Here is a 24,792-nt window from a genome sequence, read left to right as displayed (position 1 = left end):
TCCGTTCAGGGGCGAAAAAAAGAGGCGGTGTGGGTGGCTTGGGCAAATTCGGTGGCGTTGCTATTCAACGACGCGAGGCACCAGATACAAGCCGTTTTCCACTGCCGGAGCACAGCGCTGAAACGTGTCGCGCTGGTTAGATTCGGTGACTTCATCGGCACGCAGGCGTTGGGTCGCGTCTAACGGATGAGCAAGCGGTTTAACGCCCTCAGTGTCGAGGCTTTGTAGCTGGTCGACCATGTCCAGAATCCGGCTTAGGTCATCTACAAAGCCGCTGGCTTGGTCATCGCTGACGGCGAGTCGGGCCAAGTGAGCGGCCCGGCGCACATGAGATTCTTCAAGCGCCATGATCGATATTCCTCGTGAACGTAATGGAACAATATCCGCTTTGAGCGGTATACATAACGATATTCAAAAAACGTCTTGTGTAGCAGACGTGGAAAATAGCCGCAAAAGGTACCACATATTGGCCTTAACGGGCAGTATTAGGCACGACTCGTGCTTGCTGCCAGGGGGTTGCGGTGATACCGTTTGCATCCGCACAGGGTTCCCGGTCTGCACTAGGTAACAACATCCATGTTTAAACGTTTAAGGGGGCTGTTTTCCAGCGATCTATCGATCGATCTGGGTACGGCCAACACACTGATTTATGTTCGCGGTCGCGGTATCGTGCTTGATGAGCCGTCCGTGGTTGCTATCCGCCAGTCAGGCAATATGCGCAGCGTTGCGGCAGTCGGTACCGATGCCAAGCGAATGCTGGGCCGTACGCCTGGCAATATCACTGCGATTCGGCCGATGAAAGATGGCGTTATCGCCGACTTTACCGTCACCGAGCAGATGCTTCAGCACTTTATCCGTAAAGTTCATCAAAGCACCTTCTTGACCCCCAGCCCACGCGTGCTGGTATGCGTTCCTTGCATGTCAACGCAGGTAGAGCGCCGAGCCATTCGAGAGTCGGCAGAGGGTGCTGGTGCCCGCGAGGTGTTCTTGATCGAAGAGCCGATGGCCGCAGCGATTGGCGCGGGCCTGCCGGTGGATGAAGCGCAAGGGTCGATGGTCGTGGATATTGGTGGTGGCACCACTGAAATTGCGATCATTTCGCTCAATGGCGTGGTCTATTCAGAATCGATCCGCGTAGGCGGTGACCGTTTTGATGAGGCGATCACCGCGTACGTGCGCCGCCACTACGGCAGCTTGATTGGTGAAGCCACCGCCGAGCGCATTAAAGAAGAAATTGGTTGCGCCTACCCAGGTGGCGAACTGCGCGAGATCGATGTGCGTGGTCGTAATCTGGCTGAGGGCATTCCACGCAGCTTTACGCTGAATTCCCACGAAACCCTCGAAGCGCTGCAAGAAACGCTAGGCTCCATCGTGGCTGCGATTAAGAGCGCCCTTGAGCAGTCTCCGCCGGAATTGGCCTCTGACATTGCCGAGCGTGGCTTGGTGTTAACAGGTGGCGGTGCGCTATTGCGCGACCTGGATAAACTGATTGCCGAAGAGACGGGTTTGCCGGTGATTGTGGCTGAAGATCCGTTGACCTGCGTTGCCCGCGGCGGTGGTAAAGCGCTTGAAATGATTGATCAGCACACCTTTGAGTTGCTGTCGAGCGACTAATCGCAGCGGTTAATTGCGGGGGATTGCCTATTAAACCGCTGTTTTCGCACGGGCCACTGCCGGGTTATCGGCTGTTTTTCTGCGCCTTGGCTGCCAGTGCTTTGATGTTTGTCGACCAGCGCTTTACGCGTATGGAGCAAGTGCGTGCGCAAATGTCGATGGTCGTCGCGCCCATTCAATGGGTGGTTAGTGTGCCTAGCGACCTGCTCAATTGGGGGTCGCTAGCGCTATCTGATCAACAGGCGTTGGTGGATGAAAACCGGCGTTTGCGTGAGCAGATTCTTACCCTTTCCCATCGTGGTCAGCGAATGGCCAATTTGACCGCTGAAAATAGCGAGCTGCGCGATTTGCTGAACGCTGCTAATCGCCGAGATATCCCCTATATCACGGCGGAGCTGCTGTCACTGGACAACGACCCTTTTAGCCATCAGATGGTGGTTAACCGTGGGCATCGCAACGGTGCCTACGTGGGCCAGCCTGTCATCGATGCGTCTGGTCTGGTGGGGCAAATTACGGCTGTTTCGGCCTACTCCAGCCGCGTTCTACTATTGGCAGATGCCAGTCATGCTTTGCCGGTTCAACTCAATCGTAACGGACTGCGCTTTATCGTTCAGGGGGCAGGACGCTATAACAGCGTGAATGTAATGCATGTTCCCGATACGGCTGATATTCGCGAGGGTGACCTGCTGACGACATCGGGGTTGGCCGGGCGCTTTCCGCCGGGTTACCCCGTGGCGCGCGTGACCGAAGTCTTTCACGATCCCGGTAAGCCCTTTGCACGGGTAACGGCCGAACCCATGGCACAGCTACAACGTTCTCGTCACTTCTTACTGCTATTTCCGCCGCCGCGGAAGGAAGTGGATGAGCAAGCGTGGGACGAAACGCTGGATATTTCGGCCGAGGCGTTACGCTCTTCGCTGCAGCTTGCCACTCCCGAACAAGAGGTGCCCTGATGGCGCGTGCACCGGTAGTACCCATTTTAGCGATATGGCTAAGTCTGCTGTTGGCGCTATGCCTGCAGGTCATGCCGCTAGCCGATGGCTGGCAGGTGTACCGCCCGGAGTGGCTGGGCCTGATGCTGATCTACTGGTGTATGCGAACGCCTGACAGGGTCGGTGTTTTTCATGGCTTTGTGCTGGGTATTTTGATGGATTTAATTGAAGGAACGGCGCTTGGGCAGCACGCGCTTATTTATGCGCTGCTCGCGTTTCTATGCGCGCTCGTGTATCCACGATTCCGGGCTTATTCACTGGTGCAACAATCCGCCCTGGTACTGGTACTACTTGGTTTAGTGCAACTCGTTGCGCAGTGGCTACGCACGCTGGTGGGGGATTTTTCGATCCACTTAGCTTTTTTAATTCCCTCGCTGATCAGCGCACTGCTATGGCCTTGGCTGGCGACGATGTTCCAGGCCTTAGAGCGTCGGCTGGCTGCGCAATGACGATGCCAACGCCCGTCTTATGCTTAGCCTCTGCTTCTCCTCGACGCCGGTCTTTATTGGCATCTATTGGGGTACCCGTCACGGTGCATCCGTGCGACATCGATGAGACCCCCCTTGCCGATGAGGCGCCCACGGCGTACGTACGTCGTCTGGCAATTGCTAAAGCTGAGGCCGTTGCCCCCCTAACAGACTTGCCAACGCTAGGTTCAGATACCGCTGTGGTGGTGGATGGGCGTATTCTAGGTAAGCCGGTAGATGCCAAGCACGGTGCCGAAATGTTACAGCTGCTTTCTGGGCGGAGCCATGAGGTGCTTACCGCCGTCGCGGTAAGTGGGCCGGAAGGCATGCTCTCCTGCTGTGTCGCGACCCAGGTGACCATGCGTGAAATCGAAGCACAAGAAATAGCGGCCTACTGGTGTACCGGCGAGCCTGCCGATAAGGCTGGAGGCTATGCGATACAGGGCTTGGCATCCGTCTTTGTAAAACAGATTCAAGGCAGTTATTCGGCGGTGGTAGGGTTGCCGCTGTTTGAGACGACGCACTTGCTACGCCAACAAGGCGTGCCAATCTGGCAGTGCGTTTAACTGCCTCGATGAGAGCGCCGCCTGCGTCGCTGGCAAGGAATACGTCAACCAATAAGGAATTTTGCATGAGCGGTGAAGTTCTCATCAATTTAACGCCAATGGAAACCCGCGTCGCGCTGGTTGAAAATGGCGTTCTGCAAGAGGCACTGATCGAACGCTCCCGTCGGCGTGGCATCGTGGGCAATATCTACAAAGGCAAAGTGGTGCGAGTGTTGCCTGGCATGCAGGCTGCCTTTGTTGATATTGGCCTGGAGCGGGCAGCGTTTATTCATGCCCATGAAGTGATGCCGCCAGGCACGCCGCCAGATGAACAACAAACCATCGGGCAGTTGCTCCACGAAGGACAGGCGCTAGTGGTGCAGGCCACGAAAGACCCCATTGGTAGCAAAGGGGCGCGTTTGACCACGCATCTTTCGATCCCCTCACGCTATTTGGTCTATATGCCGGATTCGCCGCACCATGGCGTATCGCAGCGCATTGAAGATGAGCGTGAGCGCGAGCGCTTGAAGGCATTGCTGGATAGCAGCGTGTCCGAGCAAACGTTGGAAGTGACCGGCGGCTTTATTGTTCGCACCGCCGCTGAAGGGGTGGGCGATGAAGAGCTGAAAGGCGACATGCACTTTTTGCTGCGGCTATGGCGCAAGGTGAGTGAACGTAAAGTCACCGCCACGCCACAAAGTGTCATTTATGATGATTTACCGCTCTTTATGCGTACGCTTCGCGACGTGATGCGCGACGATATCGAAAAAGTACGAATCGATTCACGGGAAAACTTCGTCAAGCTAGTGGAATTCGCCGAAGAATTTATGCCCGATGCCGTCGAGCGTATCGAGTACTACCCCGGCGAGCGCCCTATCTTTGATCTCTACAGCGTCGAAGACGAGATACAAAAAGCGTTAGGCCGCAAGGTACAGCTGAAATCGGGTGGCTATTTGGTCATTGATCCCACTGAAGCGATGACCACCATTGACGTCAATACCGGTGGTTATGTGGGCCACCGCAATCTTGAAGAGACCATTTTCAAAACCAACCTTGAAGCAGCCACGGCAATTGCCCGTCAGCTTCGACTGCGTAATTTAGGCGGCATTATCATTATCGACTTTATCGATATGATTGATGTTGAGCATCAGCGGCAAGTATTGCGGGTGCTGGAAAAAGCCTTGGAGCGCGACCATGCCAAGACCAAATGTACCGGCGTGACCGAGCTCGGGCTTGTTCAGCTTACCCGCAAACGCACGCGGGAAAGCTTAGAACAAACGCTCTGCGAAGCCTGCCCAACCTGTAGCGGTCGCGGAACACTTAAGACTCCAGAAACCGTCTGTTATGAAATCTTCCGCGAGATTCTCCGTGAAGAGCGCGCATACAGTGCCGAGACCTACATGGTGCTTGCCTCGCAGCCGGTCGTTGATCGTTTATTGGATGAGGAGTCAGCGGCGGTGGCAGACCTGGAAACCTTTATCAATAAAACCATTCGATTCCAGGTTGAGCAGCACTACTCCCAAGAACAGTACGATATTGTACTGATGTAATCATGCAGACTCGTTCGCTGGCGCGTTGGGGATTGGTGATAGCCGCTTGGCTGTTGGGCAGTGTGGCGGTATTGCTGCTGCTGTTTCGCCTGGCCATTAGCCAGTCCGATGCGCTTACCCCACGCATTGAAGCGCTGCTTGAAGCACGCATTGGCGTGCCGGTGACCATTGAGCATTTATCGCTCTCGCTCGCCCGTAGTGATCTGCTGTTACGCCTGGATGGCCTGCGTGCAGAAACGCCCGATGGCCAAGCGCTGTTTTCTTTGCAGCATGCGGGGCTGCGTTTGGATATCTGGGCGTCGCTTGCCAATTGGGCGCCCATCTTCAGCGATGCCCGGATAAGCGGTACCGAATTCCATCTTTATCAAGGAGAGGGCGCCGCTTGGCAATGGCCTAAGCCTGCCGAATTGCCGATGTTGATAGCGGCTGATCCGGATGTTGATCTGGCCACTATCGATGATTGGGCAGGTCTCGTTCTGCGTCAACGTCTATGGGTGGATGATACGCGCGTGGTTCTGCACGGCCGACACGACACCGTGATGCTGCATGCGCAAACCCTGCTCTTGACCGGCGATGAGCGACGTACCCGGCTGGAGGGCGCCATCAACATTGCTGAATCTCTCCAGCAAGCCCGCCAAGTGGCCCTTCCTGCCGCTGAAATAAGGGTTGAAATGCAGCCTGGCCAGCAAGGCTTTAGCGATTTTTCCGCCGCCCTGCAACTGGATATTCAGCTTGATCAATTGGTGGTGCTGGCAGCAATGTTTCGCCCTGATCATGCGGCCTACTTAGAGCAGGCCGGAGGGAGCGCGCGGTTATGGGGTCGTTGGAGCGCTGGGCGACTTGAAGAGGCGCGGGTGGCGGTTGATGTGCCGCAGTTAACTCTGCGTCATAACGTTCAATACGCCGTGTTGAGAGACATTGAGGCTAACGGTTTATGGCAGCGTGACGGTGACGGGGGGGAAGCATGGCTAAGTGGCGATGCGGATAGCGTCGAGTGGGCGCAACCTCCTGGTGGCAGCGTTGGCCCCGCTTTGCCACGCCATTGGCACGCCACTCACCAGCCCGGGCAGTGGGAAGTGCGCACCAGTGCTTTTGAACTCGCGTCACTCACGGCTTGGCGCGACTATGTTTTGCTTCCTGAATCCGTGACCCGTGTATTACAAACCTTGGCACCTCGTGGGCAGGTGCAAGGACTCCATGTGGGGCAAGAAGACGGTCGCTGGGGTGTCGACGCGGCGTTGACGGGCGTCGAGGTCTCCCCTTGGCAGCAGGCGCCTGGGGGCGGTCCACTGGACGCTTGGGTGCAGGCACGTGACTTTCGCGGTCGTGTACTGTTTAGCAGTAACGGCGACAGCACCCTCTATTTCCCCGAATTCTTTGCCGACCCCATGCACTTACGCCGCGCCGAAGGGGAAGTGGAGTGGGTGTATGACGGGCCCAATACGATGGTGAGCGGTAAACGCCTTAGCGTTGATTGGGATGGCGCGCAGGTAACAGGTGGCTTTGGTTTGGTCACCGGCAATCAGCGCGGTCATTTTGGTTTGGATGTGGATTTTAGTGAGGTAGATGCGTTAAACCGTCCGCTGGCGCAATGGCTACCGCTTAGCGTAATGGAGGACGGCCTTCGGGACTGGCTGCTCGATGACATTGGTGGCTACGTCACCGAGGGGTCGCTGCAGTTAAGCCAGCCGCTAGGAAAAGACGTCACGGCGGAAGATTTTACCGCCACCTTGGCGCTGGCGATTACCCAAGGGCATTTACCGATTGCGCCGGGGTGGCCACGTCTTGAAGAGGTGGAAGGGCGTCTAAAATGGCAGAACAAGGTGTTAGCAGCGGAAGTGGCGCATGCGCAAAGCCATGGTGTCACCGCTTCAGAAGGTGAAGTGGTCATGGAAAATGAGGTGCTCAAGCTGTCAGGCCAGCTCACGGCGGACGGAGCAGCCTTGACGAGCTTTTTACAGGCAATGCCCGACATGGACCTTTCTCAGTTAAGCGATCTCGGTGTGACCGGTGAGGTAAATGGTGGTATTGCGCTTTCTTTACCCTTGGAAACCCCGGATGCGCTGCAACTGGAAGTTAATGCGCTGCCAAGATTTTCCGAAGTCGTTTACCAACCATTGGGTTTACGTCTTCAAGCGGTTGAGGGAGATCTTGCTTGGCTCCAAGACGGGGAGCGCCGCGGGCTCGTCGGCGAAGCCAGTGGTCAATTGCTAGGTGGGGCAATAGCGGCAGATTTCAATACCCAGCGCGACGCGATTGCTCTGCAGGGTAATTTCGCCACCACCGAGCTTTTTGAACTGGCGGGAGTGAATGGCCGCCAGGGGCGTCTACCGCTCGAAGGACAACTGCAGTGGCAGGGTAATATCAGTCTATTGCCGACGCCTATCTTGCGTTTGGATAGTCGCCTAATGGGCGTCACCAGTCATTTGCCTGATCCTTTTGCCAAGACTGCCCAGCAGCCATGGCCCTGGCACGTGACGGCTGACCTCCAGGCAGGGCGGGTCGAGAGCCGTTTGGCTGATATTGCTTCCGCGCGACTTCAGCAGCGCAATGGCTCCCTTGCCGGGTCGCTATATCTAGGCAATGAGGCAACGCGCGCGCACACTTGGCCTACTCAGGTCGGGTTAAGCATTGATGCCGATGTGCCGCGTATTGACCCGCTGGCTTGGCAGCAGGCAATTGTACCGTTGATGGCAAAAGACGCGTCTCAACCCAGCAGTGGTAACGACCAGGTGCCGTTAACAGTCGCTTTAACGACTCCCTGCGTGGTTTATCAAGATGAGTGTTTAGGCAGTCTTAGTGCTACCGGAGGTATGAACGGTGGCCTCATGGATATGGATTTAAGCGGTAATCTTGTGACCGGGCGTTTGCAGTATAATGCGCAATCGCCGCAGCCTTTGGATATGACGATTGAAGCGTTGTCGCTTGATCGTTTGATGGCGTTGGCTAACCAGCAGCATGACAGCGATGTGCCTACGCCAGACTCCTGGATGCAAGCGGTCGAAACTCAGCGCGAAGAGCCAGTCGACATTCCCGGTTGGCTGGCCGATGTGCCTAATGGGCGATTGCGGTTAGCCGAAATTGCCATGGGACCACGCCGTTTCGGTCCGTTAACGGCTTATTGGAAAACCGATGGAGAGCGCTTTTCACTCACTCCGGTTGGTTTGACCCTTGGCCAGCTCTCCGCCCGGGGAGAGCTGTATTGGGAAGGCGATTCGGTTTCCAGCCATACTCGCGCGAATATTTCTATTCAGGGCGGAGATATCGGCACTGCTCTTGAACGTCTTGATCAGCCTGTGGCCATACGCAGTCGTAGCACTGATGTGGTGGCTTCGCTTGATTGGCCGGGGGCGCCTTGGCAGTTGGCGCTAAGCCGCTCAGATGGTTATATCAGCACCGATATTCGGGACGGTAGCTTCGTCACGCTGGAGTCGGCGCCAGCACGGCTCATTGGCTTGCTTAATTTCGATAATATCTTACGTCGTTTACGCTTGGATTTTTCCGACGTGACCGGACAGGGCACCGCCTTTGACCGTGTCAATGGGACTGCCGATGTCACCGCCGGACTATTGACGCTACGCGGTCCATTGCAAATTGATGCGCCGGCCACCACCCTAACTCTTACTGGCAGTGTTGATCTTGTCTCACGTGAACTTGACCAACGGCTTGGCGTCACACTACCAGTGACGCAAAGTTTGCCCATCGCGGCCATTGCCGTCGGTGCGCCCATCGTGGGCGGCGCGCTATTCCTCGCCGATCAGTTGTTTGGCGACGTCTTAGATCGCGCCACGACGCTCCATTATCGCGTGCGAGGCCCTTGGACCTCGCCGCAGGTTACTTTAGAAGGCCCTCAATGACCGCATATAAAAGTGATGTAGAAACGGCTGCCGCCATTCTGTTGACGCCCGGAGGGCTGGATTTAGCAGCCCTGGAAACGGGGCTGGGCTACGCCATGGGCGCGGGCATCGATTATGCCGATCTTTACTTTCAGCGCACATGGCAAGAAGGCTGGGTGCTGGAAGATAGTGAGGTAAAAGAAGCTAGTTATAATATCGATGGTGGTGTCGGTGTGCGCTCGCTGGCGGGAGAGAAAACCGGCTTCGCCTACTCCAACCAAATCACAGCGGATGCGCTAATGGACACTGGCCGCACCGCGGCGGGCATTGTGCGCAGCGGTAAGCGCTTGCCTGGCCAGTTGGTGCGCCCTGTGTCCGCAGTATCGCGCTATGCCGGTATTGACCCCTTGGCGGGGCTCAGTGCGGAAGAAAAAGTCGCCATGCTCAAGCAGGCTGACCGGGTAGCCCGTGCCGCTGACCCGAGTATCAGCCAGGTGAGCGCCTCGCTGTCTGGCACCTATGAGGTGGTGCTGGTACGGGCCAGTGATGGCACGCTGGCTGCGGATATTCGCCCGTTGGTACGTTTCAACGTTAGCGTTATCGCGGTGAAGAATGGTCGCCGCGAGCGCGGCAGTGCAGGCGGTGGTGGGCGCTACTCAATGGCCAAGCTTCGCGACGATCAAGTCGCCGAGCAGTACGCTAAAGAAGCGGTTCGTCAGGCGTTGGTCAACCTGGAAGCCGTCGATGCGCCGGCTGGGCAAATGCCCGTCGTGCTGGCCTCGGGCTGGCCGGGAATATTGCTACACGAAGCAGTGGGGCATGGCCTTGAAGGCGATTTTAACCGTAAGGGCAGCTCCGCTTTTGCTGGCCAAATGGGTAAACGCGTCGCGGCTAAAGGTGTCACGATCGTGGACGATGCCACCATAGCGGATAGTCGTGGCGCAATGAGTGTGGATGATGAGGGCACACCAGGCCAGTACACGCCGCTAATTGAAGACGGTATTTTAACGGGCTATATGCAGGACAAGCTGAATGCGCGATTGATGGGCATGGCTCCCACGGGCAATGCGCGGCGCGAGTCTTTCGCCCACTTGCCGATGCCGCGTATGACCAATACGGTCATGCTGGCGGGGCAGGATGAGCCAAGCGATATTATCAAAAGCGTCAAGCGAGGCATTTATGCGGTGAGCTTCGGTGGCGGCCAAGTGGATATTACCTCAGGTAAATTTGTGTTCTCTGCCAGTGAAGCTTATCTGATCGAAGACGGTAAGGTGACCGCGCCTGTTAAAGGGGCCACGTTAATCGGCAATGGTCCGGAAGCCATGCAGCGCGTTTCCATGATTGGCCACGACATGGCGTTGGACACCGGGATTGGTGTGTGCGGTAAAGAGGGGCAAGGCGTACCGGTGGGGGTCGGACAGCCCACCCTGAAACTGGATGAGCTGACCGTTGGCGGTACTCAGTCGTCTTAAGGGCAGGCCTGAAAGACTGGCGTCAAAGCGCGAGCGTTTCGCGCAAGTGTTTGAATAGTTTGCGCGAGCTGGTGGGAGGTTTATCTTGTTCGCGTTCTCGCTGGGCATTGCGAATTAGTTGGCGAAGCGTCTGGCGATCCGCATTCGGATACTCGGCCATAAACTGGTCGACCGCGGCATCGCCTTCGTCAATTAAGCGATCACGCCATTTTTCGAGGCGGTGAAACGCGTGGTCGCGCTGCTCCTGCTCTTGGTCAATGGCGTCGAACACGCCTTGAATGGCCGTAAGGTCCTCTTTACGGATCAGTTTGCCGACATACTGCATGTGACGGCGGCGGCCTTCATGGGAACGAATGCGCGAGGTTTCCTCAATGGCGCGCAACATATCATCGGACAGGGGAAAACGGGCGCGTTCGGCCGGTCGCATAGCGATTAACGTTTCCCCCAATGCCTGCAAGGCATGCATTTCACGTTTGAGTTGCGACTTGCTTGGGCGTTCTTCCTGCTCTTCTAGTTCATTAGTACTTGGGACGGTATCGGGACGTTGCTTACGCATAGTGTGACTCATAGACAAGATTCGTTGCGGCATTATACCAGCTGCGAGAACAACATTGATTCGCCGAAGACATTCTGTTGAAAGACAGTCGGTGGAAAAGGAGGCCATATGGCACAGGCATTTGATGCAAACGCGCAGCAGTCGTTACTGACCGCGCGGGCCGAAGAGGCATTAACGTTGGCAAAGCGGTTGGGCGCAGATGCCGCTGAAGTGGGCGCAAGCGTTGATCAGGGCATCGGCGTTAGCGTTCGCCTGGGGGAAGTGGAAACGGTCGAGTTATCGCGTGACCAGGGCATTGCCGTGACACTCTACGTCGGCCAGCGTAAAGGCAGTGCATCTTCGACGGATGCCAGCAGCGCTTCGATCCAGGCAGCAGTTGAAAAAGCACTGGCGATTGCCCGTTATACCGGAGAAGACCCCGCCGCAGGATTGGCCGATGCATCACTAATGGCTTCTGAGCTGCCGGATTTAAAAGTGCATTATCCTTGGTCGCTGACCACGGATGAAGCGATTGAGCTGGCGCTTGCCTGTGAACAGGCGGGGCGTGACGTTGACGGTATCTCCCAGTCAGATGGCGCGTCACTCTCGAGTGGCGAAGGCGTGCGCGTTTATGCCAATAGCCACGGTTTTCTGGGCACTCAAAAAGGCAGTAGCCATTCGCTGTCGTGCATGCTGATCGCCCAGGATGCGAGCGGTATGCAGCGCGACTACGACTACACCTCTGCACGCGACCCGAAGGCGTTGCGTGACCCTAGCGAGGTAGGGCGCGAAGCGGCTGCGCGTACGCTGCGCAGACTGGGGGCCCAGCGTCCGCCAACGGGTACTTTCCCGGTACTGTTTGACCCCTCGCTCTCCAGTGGCTTGATCGGGCACTTGCTAGGCGGCTTGGCAGGCGGCGCTTTATATCGGCAAGCCTCGTTTTTGTATGACCGGCTCGACACGCCGCTGTTTCCTAATTGGTTCAGTTTGGAAGAGCGGCCAATGGAGATCGGTGCAACGGCCAGTTCGCCATTCGATGGCGATGGGGTACAAACCCGTAACAATCGCTTTATCGATCAAGGCCGCATTGCCAGCTATATGCTTTCCTCCTACAGCGCTCGCCGGCTGGGGATGCAAACGACGGGTAACGCTGGCGGGGCGCGCAACGTGCGTTTAGCGGCGCCGCTGCAATCACGCGAAAGCCTGCTGCAAGAGATGGGACGGGGTATTTGGGTAACAGAATTGATGGGGCAGGGCGTTAACGGCGTTACCGGTGACTACTCCCGCGGCGCAGCAGGCTTTTGGGTCGAAAACGGGAAAGTGCAGTATCCGATCGAGGAGTTCACCATTGCCGGGAACCTGGAGCGGATGTTTGCTGGGTTGGTCGGTATCGGTGATGACACCGATACCCGCGGCAGTGTGCACACGGGTAGCTGGTTGATTGATGCCATGACGGTGGCTGGTGACTAACCCGTTAGAAGACGGCTACTGATCTTCTTCAAAGCGAGCATCGAACAGCGCTTGAATAGCATCAAGCGCCTGTTCGGCGTCATCACCTTCGGCGTTAATGGTTAGCTCCGTGCCATAAGGGGCGGCCAGCATGAGCAGCGACATGATATTAGCCGCGTCAGCTACCTGTTGCTGTTTGTGAACGCGAATGGTTGCCGTGAATAGTTGGCCGCATTTAACCAGTTTGGTTGCCGCGCGTGCGTGTAAGCCACGTTGATTGGTCAGTGTAAGTATTCTTTCTGGCACCCTGGTTCCTTTTCGCCGAGTGGTGTCATTAATGGGTAGATGCGCTTAAGACGTTGCTGGCTGCTCGCCGGTTTGAGTAGCAGCAGGCGGAGCAGCTGGCTGTTCGCTTAATGTGTACTGCAGACCTAATTCGCGGTGACGCAGTTGAATTTCGCCCATGCTGTGTACTAATCGCTCTGCTAACTGTTCAACCATATAGACCGAGCGGTGTTGCCCGCCCGTGCAGCCAATCGCAATAGTCATGTAGCTGCGTTGGCTATCTTGATAAGCGGGTAGCCAGCGCTCAAGCCAAGCCTGAATATCGTTACTCATGGCGTCCACGATAGGGTAGCCGCTTAAGAAGGCCACTATATTGGCATCGCGACCTGTGAATTGGCGAAGGGTAGGATCCCAGTAAGGATTAGGTAGGCAACGTACGTCGAAAACCAAGTCAGCATCCAGCGGAACCCCACGCTTATAACCAAACGACTCCAGTGTCAGTGTGAGCTTATCGCGCCGTTGATGTGCCACTTGGTCGGTAATCCGGCGGCGTAAATCGTGAACCGATAGCCGTGAAGTATCGATCAATAAATCAGCCAGATCACGAATATCGTGTAGCGTCTCTTCTTCTTTATTGATGGCTTCTTCAAGTGTCATTTCGCTGTCGCGCGTTAGCGGGTGGCGACGACGAGTGGCGGAGTAACGCTCAAGTAATATGCGCGCATCCGTGGTCAAATAGATCACTTGAAAATTAATCTTACGTTGCCGCAGCTCCTCTAACATAGAGGGCAGTCGTTCCAAGGCGCCAGGCAAGTTGCGCGCGTCAATGCTGACCGCTAAATGGGCACGGTCGCCTTGGTCGCGTAGTTGGTCCACCAACGAGCCCAGCAGCATGGCAGGGAGGTTATCAATCGCATAATAGCCAAGGTCCTCAAGCGCTTGTAAGGCGATAGATTTACCTGAACCAGAGCGGCCGCTAATGATCACAAGTTGCATAGAGTCTCTCTTTGCTTTGATCAGCAAGCTGCGTTGAGGGTGGTGAAGTTAAACTTCCCCGCCATAAGGTACTGCAGGCCTCAGGCTATTACGGGGAGGTTTGATCACGAATTTTGGCGGTAAGTAACTCAAGTAATTCGCGCTGGCTGCCTGCTTTACGTAGCTGCTGACGGGTACCTGAATCGTTCATAATGGTGGCGACTTGCCCAAGCAGTGAGAGATGCGTGTCATCCGCTTCCTCTGGCACCAATAATACGAATACCAAGTCAACGGGGTCGCCGTCGATGGCGTCAAAATCAATGGCTTCTGTGAGCTTTAAAAACCCCGCAATGGGAGTAGTGCAGTGTGGGCTACGCGCATGAGGGATAGCCACGCCATTACCAATGCCGGTGCTGCCCAAGCGCTCGCGGCCGATTAAGCGGCTGAACACTTCTTGGCTGTCCAGGCTGGGAGTATTTTGGGCAATAAAGGTGCTGAAAAACTCCAGCACCCTTTTTTTGCTGCCCCCGGGGACGTCAAAAAGAACCCGTTCCGGGGGGAGTATGGTTTCCAACGTCATTGAATTAACGCACGCCAGCGCCTTGGGCGCGAGCTTGTGCTTTTTCCTTATGTTTAACAAGTTGACGGTCAATTTTGTCCGCTAACGCGTCAATGGCGGCGTACATATCACTGTCTAGGGCTTCGGCATGTAAATCAGCCCCTGCTGCATGCAGTGTACAGGCGGCTTGCTGGCGCTCTTTCTCCACCGATAGGGTGACTTGCACCGTGGTTATATTGTCGTAATGGCGCTCTACACGTTCAAGCTTTTCGTTGACATAGTCACGCAAGGCGTCAGTCAGTTCTACGTGATGACCAGTGATATTAACTTGCATTGACGTACTCCTTATCCATCGGACTGTACTTCGATTGTAACCCTTTTTGCCGTATTGCAAAGCCCTTGTCGAGAGTTTCCCCTTAAACGTTGACCAGCGCTAGCGTAAGCGACGGCGTTCACTGGAAGAGGGAATGCCCATCGCTTCGCGATATTTTGCCACCGTACGGCGGGCTACCTGAATTCCCCCCTCGCCTAATAGTGTTACTAAACGACTATCAGAAAGTGGTTTGCCGGGCGGTTCCTCTTGAATTAGCTTCTTAAGGCGGGCGCGGATCGCGGTGCTTGAGTGGCTGTCACCGTCCTGGCCGCTGACTTGGCTTGAAAAAAAGTATTTGAGCTCAAAAACGCCCCGAGGCGTATGAATAAATTTCTGAGTGGTTACTCGGGAGATTGTCGACTCGTGCATTTCGACGGCTTCGGCGATATCGGCCAGAATAAGCGGTTTCATGGCTTCTTCGCCATGTTCTAAAAAGCCAATTTGTCGTGTGACAATTTCGCGGCCAACCCGCAGCAAGGTATCGTTGCGACTAGAGAGGCTTTTGATCAGCCAGCGTGCTTCTTGCAGGTGCTCTTTCAAAAACTGGTTGTCTTGGCTTTTGTCAGCACGTTTGATCAGGCTGGCGTAATCGGGCTGAATGCGCAGTCTTGGCAGGGCCTCTGGGTTGAGTTCTAAGTGCCAGCCTTCATGGTCATGGCGTACGACGAGATCCGGCGTTACGTAGCTGTCGTCGGTATCGCCATAGGCGCTGCCTGGGCGGGGATCAAGACTGCGTATTAGCAGAATGACATCCGCCAATTGGGCGTCATCGAGCCCCAGGCGGCGCTTGAGCAAACGTATGTCGTCTTTACCCAATGCTTCAAGAAATTGACGCACTAAGCGACGAGCGGGCACCAGTAGTGGTGTGTTATCGGGCAGGGCAGCCAACTGCAGCATTAAGCACTCCCGCAAGTCGCGGGCAAATATCCCCGTGGGCTCGAACTGCTGGAGTTTAAGTAGAATGGTTTCTACTTCGCGCTGGCTGAGCCCTTCGATTCCCTGGTCGCGAAGCCCTTCACGGATGTCATTAAGCGGCTGGGTTAAGTAGCCATTCGCGTCAAGCGCATCGATTAGGCTTTCTGCGACTAGCTGCTCCCTGGCACCAAAATCGGTCATCGCAAGTTGCCACAGCAAGTGCCCATGAAGACTCTGGCCAGCCGCCTGACGCTCGAAGTCAGGGCCTTCGCTGCTGCCGCTGTGAGTGCCAACGTCTTGATAGGTGTCAGACCAGTCGCTGTCGACGGATAATTCGGTAGGAATACTCTCTGACCACTCTTCCTCTTTAGTCTCGCTGACGGCCTGCTCGCTAAATTCATCTTCCTGTTCCAGCAGGGGATTGGCATCCAAGGCCTGCTGAATTTCTTGACGGAGGTCCAGCGTTGACAGCTGTAGCAGGGCAATCGCCTGCTGCAGCTGAGGCGTCATGGTTAGCTGTGTGCCGATACGCAGTTGGAGAGAAGCTTTCATGACCATCTGAGAACCACTCGTTAATCAGAATGCTCCACCCTAGTGTGAGTAGCTCCTGGGCGCAAGTGCAATAAGCATGCCATTGGTAGTAAAGTTGTTGTGGAACACGATTTAGAGGCAAAAAGTTTAGATGCAAAAATCAACTCAGAGGCGAAAATCAGCGCCTAAATAAACGTCTCTCACTTTTTGGTTAGTCAGAATCGATTCGGTTGAGCCGCTGGCGATGATCTGCCCATCGCCCACGATGTAGGCGATATCGCAGATGTCGAGCGTTTCGCGCACGTTGTGGTCAGTGATGAGTACGCCAATATGACGCTGCTTAAGAGCCCGGATGATGGTTTTAATCTCGCCGACCGAAATGGGGTCAACGCCAGCAAACGGCTCATCCAATAATATAAAGGCGGGTTCCGTGGCTAGTGAGCGAGCTATTTCTACTCGCCTGCGTTCGCCGCCTGAAAGGCTCATGCCCAGGTTGTCGCGAATATGCGTGATATGGAAGTCTTCTAGCAGTGCCTCCAGGCGCTGCTCGCGATCGCTGCGGTTAAGCTCTTTGCGCGTTTCAAGTATCGCCATAATATTATCGGCGACCGATAATTTACGGAAAATCGACGCCTCTTGTGGCAGGTAGCCAATCCCCGCCGCTGCACGCTCATGCATGGGAGCGCGGGTGAGGTCTACCTCGTCGATGCCCACTTTGCCTGCATCGGATTTTACCAGCCCCACGATCATATAAAACGAGGTGGTTTTGCCCGCGCCGTTGGGGCCGAGCAAGCCAACCACGCTGCCTTGGGAAATCTCTAAATTAATGTCTTTGACCACCCGGCGACGTTTGTAGCTTTTGGCCAAGTGGTGGGCATACAAGGTTTTGATGGGCGCAGTGTCTGTAGTTGCCAAAGCGTGGCTCCCTATTGTTCGGGCTGAAGCGTCATGCGGATACGCTGGGGTTCGCTGCCGTCTACGTCAGAGCGCGCTTGGATCACTTCACGGTCAATGAAATATTCAAGACGACCGCCGGTAAAGGTATCTGCTTGTTGGATCAATTCGGCTTGGTCTATCAGCTCGACCCGACGCTCGGCGACATGATAAATAATGCGCCTTGCCCAGCCTTCCGTAGGACCTTCTTGCCCTTCGACCTGATGGCGCAAGTAGGCGCGTTCACCGGTCGAGGTGGCGCGGGAGAGCTCACCTGCCTCATTGCGTTCGATCTCTACACGATCGCCTCGTAACTGCATTTCACCTTGACGGATGTTGACATCGCCGCTGTAGACAGCGGTACCCGCGCGCTGATCAAGATCTAAACGATCGGCTTCGACTTCCACCGGGGCCTGACTGTTTTGGGCCAGGGCCGAGAGCGGCAGCGCTAAGGCAAATAGGGCAGTAGATAGCAGTGTTTTCATGGCGAATCCTGTTAGCGTTGCGTGGCCGGAGGGTGCGAGCCACGTACATTATCCGTTAGGCGAACTTGGCTTTCGTTAAGCCAAGCATCCATCCGTGACGCGCTCATTTGCTGGGGCGGCTGTTGCAGCAGCACCGGTGTTTCGCTCCACGCATGTTGGTTTAGTCCGTCATAGTGCAATAATTCAGTATCTAACTGCCAACCCTCATCCGGTGCGATCAGGCGGGCTGATCCTGACAACAGCAAGGCCTGGGTGGCCGTGTTAAGGGTGCCAATATCGGCGCTGGCCAGCCATTGACGGTTTTCGCTGTCGTATAAAATGGCTTCGGGTTCTTCCGTCCAAGTTTCGCTTTGTTGCGGCGTATGGATCAGGCGCGGTGTTTTAAGCGCCTGTAATATTTTGCCATTATCGCCGAACAGGGTTATCTCAGCGTTTTCCAACACGTGGCCTGGTTCTTGGGCCTGCGCTTCGGGATCGATAGTCGTGTCTTGGGGCCCACGCGGGTCGAGCCAAACCAGCAAGGCGCCCAACGCCATTACCAGCCCGGCTAGCCAGGCGCGTGTTTTAAACCGTTTAGTCATTACGTGCGACCGTGCAGGTAAGTATCCAGCACTGCGCCCCAGTGCCCTTGCGACTCTAGCAGCGTGTCACAAATTTCACGCACTGCGCCGTGCCCGCCTAGGCGGTCGGTGATCCAGTCGGCGTGGGTGTGCATGTAATCTGGCGCATTGGGAACGGTGATGCCGATGCCGCAACGCTTGATGGCTGCCAAGTCCGGTAGATCGTCACCGCAGTAGGCAACTTGCTCCAACTCAATATCGAGACGCTGGCAAAGCCCGCGCAACGTAGCGAGCTTGTCTTCGCAACCTTGATGCACCAGATCAATGCCAAGCGAAGCCGCACGCTGGCTAACCATGGGGGAGTCACGGCCGGTCACCAGCGCAACATGGATACCCACGCGCTTGAGTAGTTTCAGGCCATGACCATCTTGCGTATGGAAGGCTTTGATTTCGATGCCGTCGGCCTGGAAATAGAGGCGACCATCGGTGAGGACGCCGTCAACGTCCAGCGCCAATAGGCGAACACGGCGGAGTCGATCAAGTAGCGCGACAGGTAGGGTCATAGAGCCTCCGTTATATTAATGGGTCAAATTGATGATAAACGCCGCTGGTTTAAATGACGCCGCTGGCGAGCAAGTCATGCATATGGAGCGCCCCAATAGGGCGCTGTTGCTCATCGACTACCGCCAGCGCCGTAATGCGGCTCTCCTCCATAATGCGTACCGCCTCCGCTGCCAGCACATCGGGGCCGATGCGCTTGCCAGGGCGCGTCATGACATCGTCAACGCAAATTTCGCGTAGATTATCGAACTGATCCAGCGTGCGCCGCAGGTCGCCGTCGGTGTAGACCCCGGCGAGGCGGCCATCACTGTCTACCACACACGTAAAGCCTAGACCTTGCCGGGTAATTTCCAATAGCGCATCGCGCAGCGGGCTGCCCAGTGGCACTTGTGGCAGGCGCGCGCCGTCATGCATCAGGTCTCTTACGCGTAGCAGCAAGCGTTTGCCCAGGCTGCCGCCAGGATGAGAAAGCGCGAAATCTTCAGCGGTAAAGCCGCGCGCTTCCAGCAATGCGACGGCCAGGGCATCGCCAAGCGCCAGGGCGGCCGTGGTAGAGCTGGTCGGGGCCAGGTCGAGCGGGCATGCTTCACGCTCAACACCGCTGTTCAAGTGCGCATCGGCATGGGTGGCAAGCGTGGAAGTGGGGCGCCCTGTCATGCTGACAAGCGGTGTGCCCAGGCGTTTAAGCAGTGGTAAAAGCGCGGTGACCTCGGCGGTTTCACCTGAGTTTGACAGCGCCAACACCACATCGGCGCGCGTAATCATGCCCAGATCACCATGGCTAGCTTCGCCGGGGTGAACAAAAAAAGCCGGGGTGCCGGTGCTGGCAAGGGTGGCCGCTAGCTTGCCAGCGATATGTCCTGATTTGCCCATGCCGGTGACGACCACTCGGCCTTGGCAAGCCAGGATGAGCTCGCAGGCGCGGTCGAAGCTTTCATCTAACTTGGCTTGCAGGCCGCCAATCGCTGCCTGCTCAATTTGCAGCGTACGCAGCGCGCTTTCGCGTAGTAGGCTGGGTGAGGCAAGTGGCTGGCGCATAGCGTTTTCTCTTAATCAATGAACAAATAAAAAGTGATAACCGCCAAGAATAACATTTTGCTACCGCTAATAGGCAGTAATTGGGCCTTAGGCAGTGTTGCTTATCTGCCTCTGCCAACGACTGGCTATTTATTCGCTTTCGCCTGCTGACCCGTTGCGATGCTTTAGCGTTCCATAATGCTTTGTAGCGTTATAGTACAATGTTTGATAATGTTTTAGAAACACTGTTTTATAACCGCGGTAGCAGCAAGATAGGGTATGATGGTTAGCCCAAGCTGCACCCCGTTAAGAGTCAATTGATCCATGACCGATGCGCCTTTTATTGAAATTGAAGACCTCTATTTTTCGCGGGGTGAGCACGAGATTTTCCGCGGCGTTAATATGACGATTCCACGCGGCAAGGTAACCGCCATCATGGGGCCGAGCGGTACCGGTAAAACCACCTTGCTTAAGCTCATTGGGGGGCAGTTGACTCCCGAGCGTGGGCGAATAGTCATCGATGGGCAGGATGTTCATCAGCTCTCCCGAAAGGCGTTGTTTGCCCTGCGCAAGCGGATGGGAATGCTGTTCCAGAGCGGGGCGCTGTTTTCTGATTTAAATGTATTTGAAAACGTGGCTTTTCCGTTGCGCGTACATACCGATTTGCCCAATGCAATGGTGCGCGACCTGGTGCTGTTGAAGCTGCAGGCGGTTGGGCTGCGTGGGGCGCGCCATTTGACGCCTGCGGAACTTTCGGGGGGCATGGCACGTCGGGTCGCGTTGGCCCGTGCGGTGGCGCTAGACCCCGAATTGATCCTGTACGACGAACCTTTCGTAGGCCAGGATCCGATTTCAATGGGCGTGTTGGTGCAACTTATCAAGCGCCTCAATCAAGCGTTGCAGTTGACGTCCGTGGTGGTCTCTCATGACATCAAGGAGACCCTAAGTATTGCCGACTACCTCTATTTGATCGCTGATGGTCAGGTGGTTGCCCATGGTACGCCGCAAACGCTAGATACCAACCAGGACCCACGGGTCAGCCAGTTTATCCATGGTGAGCCCGATGGCCCGGTGCCCTTTCACTATCCCGCCGAGGCGTTTTATCGCGATATTTTGGGCAAGCCACCGATGACAAAGACAGGCTAATTGCTTCAATGCAGGGTAAATACAGGGCAGGGACAAATGCAGTCAAAATTTTCTAACGGCACCGCGCGCATTACCCGACTGGGGCGTCGTGGGTGCGATTTACTGGAAGCATTAGGCCGAGCAGGCATATTTCTTTTTCAATCTGCCATTGGTGTGCCTTCCCGGGAAGGTTGGCGATTGTGGCTGCATCAGATGCACTTTGTGGGTGTGCTTTCCCTCGCCATCGTGCTGGTGTCTGGGCTGTTTATCGGTATGGTGCTGGCACTTCAGGGTTATACCATACTGGTCGATTTCGGGGCTGAGCAGGCGCTTGGACAGATGGTGGCGCTGTCGCTGTTGCGCGAACTGGCACCGGTCGTGGCCGCGCTGCTGTTTGCGGGTCGTGCGGGCTCGGCATTAACCGCTGAAATTGGCCTGATGAAAGCCACTGAGCAGCTGACTAGCATGGAAATGATCGGTGTTGATCCGTTGCGCCGAGTGGTGGCTCCTAGGCTATGGGCAGGTTTCGTGTCCCTTCCCTTGCTAACGGTGGGGTTCAGCGTGGTGGGTATCTGGGGTGGCTATTTGGTGGGCGTCGAGTGGCTGGGTGTGTTTGAGGGCTCCTACTGGAGCAACATGCAGGCCAACGTGGCGTTTATCAACGATGTGGGTAACGGCATGATCAAAAGCGCTGTGTTTGCGCTAGTGGTTACCTGGATTGCCGTTTTTCAAGGCTATGACTTGGTGCCAACGTCGGAAGGAATATCGCGTGCCACGACGCGGACGGTGGTGTATTCGTCGCTTGCAGTTTTGGGGCTTGATTTTATGTTGACTGCCGTCATGTTTGGCGGTCTTTAATGGGTGGAGCAGTTTCATGAAACGCAGTAAAACCATGGAGTTCGGTGTTGGTCTGTTTATGATCGCTGGCATCTTGGGGCTAGTATTCCTCGGCTTGCGTGTTAGCGGACTCACGCTCTCTGCGCCCGCACAGTCGTTTCAGCTGGAGGCCAATTTTGCCAATATCGGTGGTTTAAAGCCCCGCGCTCGAGTCACCATGGCTGGCGTGACGGTGGGGCGGGTGGAAACGATTGAATTAGACACTGAATGGTACGATGCGCGAGTGGTGTTGAGTCTCGATAGTGAACTTGAAGGTCAGCTTTCAAGAGACTCAATTGCCTCTATTCTCACGGCGGGACTGTTAGGCGAGCAGTACATCGGTTTAAGTGTGGGCGGGGACCCGGATATGCTGGAGGATGGCGATACGATTCGCGATACTCAGTCGGCCTTGGTGTTGGAAGAACTTATTCAGCAATTTGTGTCCAATATGGCAAGCAACTAACGCTGCAAACGAAGTGTTCACCCTGTAAAAATAATGGGTAGGGAGATAAAGATTATGAAGGGAGTAAACCTGATGCTAGGTCGTTGGCTAGGTATGGTAATCGTGGCGCTGTTAATGCCGCTGCATGCCATGGCGCAATCGCAGTCACCTGAAGAGATGGTTCGAGAAAATGTTGAATCGCTCATGGCAGATCTTGAGGGGCGCAAAGATTATTACGCCAACAACCTAGGTGAGCTTGAGGCGTTAGTAGATAGCAATCTCGACCAAGTCGCAGATTTTCGTTATATCGGCGCCAGCGTGATGGGTAACTATTTCCGCAACGCGACACCAGAACAGCGCAGCCGTTTTGCCGATGTGTTTCGCCAAACCCTGATTGATACTTATACCCGCGGTTTGGTGACGTTTGATTATGCTGAGCTGCGCGTACTTGATGCCCAGCAGGCACAGCGCTATGAAGATCAAGCCAGCGTTGCCATGGAAGTGGTGGCGAGCAACGGGCAAGTCTACCCGGTTAGCTATAGTCTGCGGTTATCAGACGGTGAGTGGCGCGTGGTCAATGTGATTGTCAACGGTATCAATCTGGGCCTGACGTTCCGTAACCAATTCGACCAGGCCATGCGCGATAACAACCGCGATTATGATGCGGTTATTGATGGCTGGTCCCCTGAGGTGGGCGTTGAAGAACTCGAACAAGGGGGCGATGCGTGACGGTGCTGTTTTCGCGCCCCGGTGTCACCGTTGAGGCTGAAAGCACTAAGTTACAAATAGTGGGTGATGTGGATATCACCCTGGCGGCCGATTTAGCTGCCAGCGGTGTTGCGTGGCTAAAGCACGCCGAGCTAACCCTGCTGACCTTGGATTTTAGCCAGGTTGAAAAAGCCAGTAGCGCTGCGATTAGCGTACTCTTTGAGTGGCTCCGCACATGTAGGCAATGCGGAATCCAAGTTCAGGCTATTCATTTTTCAGCCCCTTTACGTCGACTCGCCTCATTAGCCGAGCTTGATGCACTGATCGACCAGCCGTCAGCGACGTTGGCTGATTAAAGCGGCGCCATCGCCAAGCGCGCTGCTTTTCTTTATTATGTCGACCCTATTACGCTTATTCGTCACGACGACCCCAAAGGAGTTTTTTACGCCATGCAACCCAACGAGGTAAAAGCACTGCTTGAATCCCGTATTAATGGATGCCAGTTCCATATCCAGGGTGAAGGCTGTAATTTTCAGGTAATTGCGGTTGGTGATGCCTTTGAAGGTCTCTCTCCGGTCAAGCGTCAACAGCTTGTTTACGCTGCTCTTAGCGATGAGATCGCCTCTGGCGCGCTGCACGCCATTAGTATCAAAACGTTTACTCCGGCGCAGTGGCAAACTGCACCGGAAAACGTCCAATAACGGTCTCTCCATGGATAAATTAATCATTACCGGCAATGGCTCGGTGGACGGTGAAGTGTGGGTGAGCGGTGCCAAAAACGCAGCGCTGCCTATTCTGTGTGCCAGCCTTTTGGCCGATGGCCCCGTGGTGATCAGTAATTTGCCGCACTTGCAGGACATTACCACCACCCTGGAGCTACTTGGCCGCATGGGCGTTGAGCCGGTAATGGGCGAAAAGCTGAGTATCCAGTTAGATGGTTCTCAAGTGACCCAGTGCCATGCGCCTTATGAGCTGGTCAAGAAGATGCGTGCTTCCATCTTGGTGCTGGGGCCGCTGCTTGCTCACTTTGGTAAAGCCGACGTGTCGTTGCCTGGCGGCTGTGCGATTGGTTCGCGGCCGGTGGATCTGCATATTCGTGGTTTAGAGGCCATGGGCGCAGAGATTCGCGTTGAAGCTGGTTATATACGCGCACGGGTAGATGGTCGTTTGAAGGGCGCTACCATCTACTTCGATACCGTGACGGTGACCGGTACTGAAAACCTGCTAATGGCCGCGACCTTGGCGGAAGGCACGACTATTTTGGAAAACGCTGCCCGCGAGCCTGAAATCGTCGACTTGGCCGAGTGTTTGATCAAAATGGGCGCGCAAATCAGCGGCCACGGCACCGACACGATTACTATCGAGGGCGTTGAGAAGTTGCATGGCTGCGAACACGATGTCATGCCTGACCGCATCGAGACAGGTACTTTCCTGGTAGCGGCCGCCATGACCGGAGGCCGAGTGAAGGTCAAGCGCACTCGTGCAGATATTCTGGATGCCGTCATCGCCAAGTTAGAAGAGGCGGGCGCTGAGATTAACAGCGGCGACGATTGGATTGCACTGGACATGCATGGCAAGCGGCCAAAGGCGGTCAATATACGCACGGCGCCTTACCCTGCTTTCCCTACCGATATGCAGGCGCAGTTCGTGGCGATGAATGCCGTCGCCGTGGGCCACTCACGGGTGGTTGAAACCATCTTTGAGAACCGCTTTATGCACGTTCAAGAGCTTAATCGCATGGGCGCCAATATCGTGCTGGAAGGCAATACCGCTTTGATAGAAGGGGTCGAGAAGCTTTCTGGGGCGCCCGTCATGGCGACCGATCTTCGTGCTTCCGCGTCGCTGGTAATTGCAGCGATGATGGCCGAAGGCGAGACGCTGGTCGATCGTATTTATCACATTGACCGTGGCTACGAATGCATCGAAGAGAAATTGCAGCTGCTGGGTGCGCGTATTCGCCGTATTCCCGGCTAGACCATGCGACCTC

The 24,792-nt window shown here is 55.5% G+C and carries 27 protein-coding genes; 15 read left to right on the top strand and 12 right to left on the bottom strand.

What is annotated here, in order from left to right:
• Positions 1 to 60: 60 nt before the first annotated feature.
• Positions 61 to 348: an Asp-tRNA(Asn)/Glu-tRNA(Gln) amidotransferase subunit GatC gene (gatC, locus tag ACUN8H_RS00515; protein WP_290695273.1), complete on the bottom strand. Its 288-nt coding sequence runs from the start codon at positions 346 to 348 to the stop codon at positions 61 to 63.
• A gap of 228 nt (positions 349 to 576) precedes the next feature.
• Between gatC and ACUN8H_RS00510 the strand changes: the two genes are divergently transcribed.
• The 7 genes from ACUN8H_RS00510 to tldD all read left to right on the top strand — a co-directional run bounded on the left by ACUN8H_RS00510 (position 577) and on the right by tldD (position 10,476).
• Positions 577 to 1,614, top strand: a complete 1,038-nt coding sequence (locus tag ACUN8H_RS00510; protein WP_007114671.1) for a rod shape-determining protein — start codon at positions 577 to 579, stop codon at positions 1,612 to 1,614.
• Positions 1,615 to 1,637: 23 nt separating this feature from the next.
• The gene (gene mreC / locus ACUN8H_RS00505; RefSeq protein ID WP_445530251.1) at positions 1,638 to 2,567 is read left to right on the top strand and encodes a rod shape-determining protein MreC; all 930 of its coding nucleotides are present in this window, start codon (positions 1,638 to 1,640) and stop codon (positions 2,565 to 2,567) included.
• Entirely contained in the window at positions 2,567 to 3,055 is a 489-nt protein-coding gene (mreD, locus tag ACUN8H_RS00500; RefSeq protein ID WP_445530250.1) for a rod shape-determining protein MreD, read from the top strand. The genes mreC and mreD overlap by 1 nt, the downstream gene beginning before the upstream one ends.
• 2 nt (positions 3,056 to 3,057) lie before the next feature.
• A complete protein-coding gene (locus tag ACUN8H_RS00495) occupies positions 3,058 to 3,639 on the top strand; it encodes a Maf family protein (RefSeq protein ID WP_445531059.1) in 582 nt (193 codons plus the stop codon).
• Positions 3,640 to 3,704: 65 nt separating this feature from the next.
• Positions 3,705 to 5,168 carry a ribonuclease G gene (gene rng, locus ACUN8H_RS00490; RefSeq protein ID WP_445530249.1) on the top strand — a complete coding sequence of 488 codons (1,464 nt, stop codon included), beginning with the start codon at positions 3,705 to 3,707 and terminating at the stop codon, positions 5,166 to 5,168.
• A 2-nt stretch (positions 5,169 to 5,170) separates the two neighbouring features.
• On the top strand, positions 5,171 to 9,025 hold the full coding sequence (locus tag ACUN8H_RS00485; protein WP_445530248.1) for a YhdP family phospholipid transporter: 3,855 nt from the start codon (positions 5,171 to 5,173) through the stop codon (positions 9,023 to 9,025).
• Complete coding sequence (gene tldD / locus ACUN8H_RS00480; RefSeq protein ID WP_445530247.1) at positions 9,022 to 10,476, top strand: metalloprotease TldD; 1,455 nt, start codon at positions 9,022 to 9,024, stop codon at positions 10,474 to 10,476. Before ACUN8H_RS00485 ends, tldD begins: the two co-directional genes overlap by 4 nt.
• A gap of 22 nt (positions 10,477 to 10,498) precedes the next feature.
• Here the strand turns inward: tldD and yjgA are convergent, their stop codons facing one another.
• Entirely contained in the window at positions 10,499 to 11,032 is a 534-nt protein-coding gene (gene yjgA / locus ACUN8H_RS00475) for a ribosome biogenesis factor YjgA (RefSeq protein WP_445530246.1), read from the bottom strand.
• 108 nt (positions 11,033 to 11,140) lie between these two features.
• Here yjgA and pmbA point away from each other — a divergent pair, with 108 nt between their 5' ends.
• A complete protein-coding gene (gene pmbA / locus ACUN8H_RS00470) occupies positions 11,141 to 12,481 on the top strand; it encodes a metalloprotease PmbA (protein ID WP_445530245.1) in 1,341 nt (446 codons plus the stop codon).
• A gap of 15 nt (positions 12,482 to 12,496) precedes the next feature.
• Here pmbA and ACUN8H_RS00465 read toward each other — a convergent pair whose 3' ends face one another.
• The 10 genes from ACUN8H_RS00465 to ACUN8H_RS00420 all read right to left on the bottom strand — a co-directional run bounded on the left by ACUN8H_RS00465 (position 12,497) and on the right by ACUN8H_RS00420 (position 19,675).
• Positions 12,497 to 12,766: an HPr family phosphocarrier protein gene (locus tag ACUN8H_RS00465; protein WP_445530244.1), complete on the bottom strand. Its 270-nt coding sequence runs from the start codon at positions 12,764 to 12,766 to the stop codon at positions 12,497 to 12,499.
• Between the two features lie 45 nt (positions 12,767 to 12,811).
• Complete coding sequence (gene rapZ / locus ACUN8H_RS00460) at positions 12,812 to 13,741, bottom strand: RNase adapter RapZ (RefSeq protein WP_445530243.1); 930 nt, start codon at positions 13,739 to 13,741, stop codon at positions 12,812 to 12,814.
• Positions 13,742 to 13,829: 88 nt separating this feature from the next.
• Entirely contained in the window at positions 13,830 to 14,300 is a 471-nt protein-coding gene (locus ACUN8H_RS00455; RefSeq protein ID WP_445530242.1) for a PTS sugar transporter subunit IIA, read from the bottom strand.
• Between the two features lie 4 nt (positions 14,301 to 14,304).
• Positions 14,305 to 14,613, bottom strand: coding sequence for a ribosome hibernation-promoting factor, HPF/YfiA family (hpf, locus tag ACUN8H_RS00450; RefSeq protein ID WP_007114683.1), 309 nt, complete (start codon positions 14,611 to 14,613; stop codon positions 14,305 to 14,307).
• A 99-nt stretch (positions 14,614 to 14,712) separates the two neighbouring features.
• Positions 14,713 to 16,125, bottom strand: coding sequence for an RNA polymerase factor sigma-54 (locus ACUN8H_RS00445; protein WP_445530241.1), 1,413 nt, complete (start codon positions 16,123 to 16,125; stop codon positions 14,713 to 14,715).
• A 138-nt stretch (positions 16,126 to 16,263) separates the two neighbouring features.
• On the bottom strand, positions 16,264 to 17,013 hold the full coding sequence (lptB, locus tag ACUN8H_RS00440; RefSeq protein WP_295707959.1) for an LPS export ABC transporter ATP-binding protein: 750 nt from the start codon (positions 17,011 to 17,013) through the stop codon (positions 16,264 to 16,266).
• A gap of 11 nt (positions 17,014 to 17,024) precedes the next feature.
• Positions 17,025 to 17,516: a lipopolysaccharide transport periplasmic protein LptA gene (gene lptA / locus ACUN8H_RS00435; protein WP_445530240.1), complete on the bottom strand. Its 492-nt coding sequence runs from the start codon at positions 17,514 to 17,516 to the stop codon at positions 17,025 to 17,027.
• Between the two features lie 11 nt (positions 17,517 to 17,527).
• Positions 17,528 to 18,097 (bottom strand): LPS export ABC transporter periplasmic protein LptC, encoded by a 570-nt coding sequence (gene lptC, locus ACUN8H_RS00430; protein WP_445530239.1) that lies wholly within the window; start codon positions 18,095 to 18,097, stop codon positions 17,528 to 17,530.
• The gene (locus ACUN8H_RS00425) at positions 18,097 to 18,639 is read right to left on the bottom strand and encodes a KdsC family phosphatase (RefSeq protein WP_445530238.1); all 543 of its coding nucleotides are present in this window, start codon (positions 18,637 to 18,639) and stop codon (positions 18,097 to 18,099) included. The genes lptC and ACUN8H_RS00425 overlap by 1 nt, the downstream gene beginning before the upstream one ends.
• Before the next feature lie 49 nt (positions 18,640 to 18,688).
• The gene (locus ACUN8H_RS00420) at positions 18,689 to 19,675 is read right to left on the bottom strand and encodes a KpsF/GutQ family sugar-phosphate isomerase (protein WP_445530237.1); all 987 of its coding nucleotides are present in this window, start codon (positions 19,673 to 19,675) and stop codon (positions 18,689 to 18,691) included.
• Positions 19,676 to 19,978: 303 nt separating this feature from the next.
• Here ACUN8H_RS00420 and ACUN8H_RS00415 point away from each other — a divergent pair, with 303 nt between their 5' ends.
• The 7 genes from ACUN8H_RS00415 to murA all read left to right on the top strand — a co-directional run bounded on the left by ACUN8H_RS00415 (position 19,979) and on the right by murA (position 24,779).
• A complete protein-coding gene (locus ACUN8H_RS00415) occupies positions 19,979 to 20,800 on the top strand; it encodes an ABC transporter ATP-binding protein (RefSeq protein ID WP_445530236.1) in 822 nt (273 codons plus the stop codon).
• Between the two features lie 36 nt (positions 20,801 to 20,836).
• Positions 20,837 to 21,637, top strand: a complete 801-nt coding sequence (gene mlaE, locus ACUN8H_RS00410; protein WP_445530235.1) for a lipid asymmetry maintenance ABC transporter permease subunit MlaE — start codon at positions 20,837 to 20,839, stop codon at positions 21,635 to 21,637.
• 16 nt (positions 21,638 to 21,653) lie between these two features.
• Positions 21,654 to 22,118 (top strand): outer membrane lipid asymmetry maintenance protein MlaD, encoded by a 465-nt coding sequence (mlaD, locus tag ACUN8H_RS00405; RefSeq protein WP_445530234.1) that lies wholly within the window; start codon positions 21,654 to 21,656, stop codon positions 22,116 to 22,118.
• Between the two features lie 72 nt (positions 22,119 to 22,190).
• On the top strand, positions 22,191 to 22,826 hold the full coding sequence (locus ACUN8H_RS00400; RefSeq protein WP_445531058.1) for an MlaC/ttg2D family ABC transporter substrate-binding protein: 636 nt from the start codon (positions 22,191 to 22,193) through the stop codon (positions 22,824 to 22,826).
• Positions 22,823 to 23,161, top strand: coding sequence for an STAS domain-containing protein (locus ACUN8H_RS00395; RefSeq protein ID WP_445530233.1), 339 nt, complete (start codon positions 22,823 to 22,825; stop codon positions 23,159 to 23,161). The genes ACUN8H_RS00400 and ACUN8H_RS00395 overlap by 4 nt, the downstream gene beginning before the upstream one ends.
• Positions 23,162 to 23,254: 93 nt before the next feature.
• Positions 23,255 to 23,506, top strand: a complete 252-nt coding sequence (locus ACUN8H_RS00390; RefSeq protein ID WP_445530232.1) for a BolA family protein — start codon at positions 23,255 to 23,257, stop codon at positions 23,504 to 23,506.
• Positions 23,507 to 23,516: 10 nt separating this feature from the next.
• Complete coding sequence (murA, locus tag ACUN8H_RS00385) at positions 23,517 to 24,779, top strand: UDP-N-acetylglucosamine 1-carboxyvinyltransferase (RefSeq protein WP_445530231.1); 1,263 nt, start codon at positions 23,517 to 23,519, stop codon at positions 24,777 to 24,779.
• Positions 24,780 to 24,792 lie beyond the last annotated feature (13 nt).

The organism is Vreelandella sp. V005, from assembly GCF_052645115.1.
The sequence above is the reverse complement of the archived record's forward strand: the minus strand, read 5'-3'. Positions and strand labels throughout refer to the sequence as shown.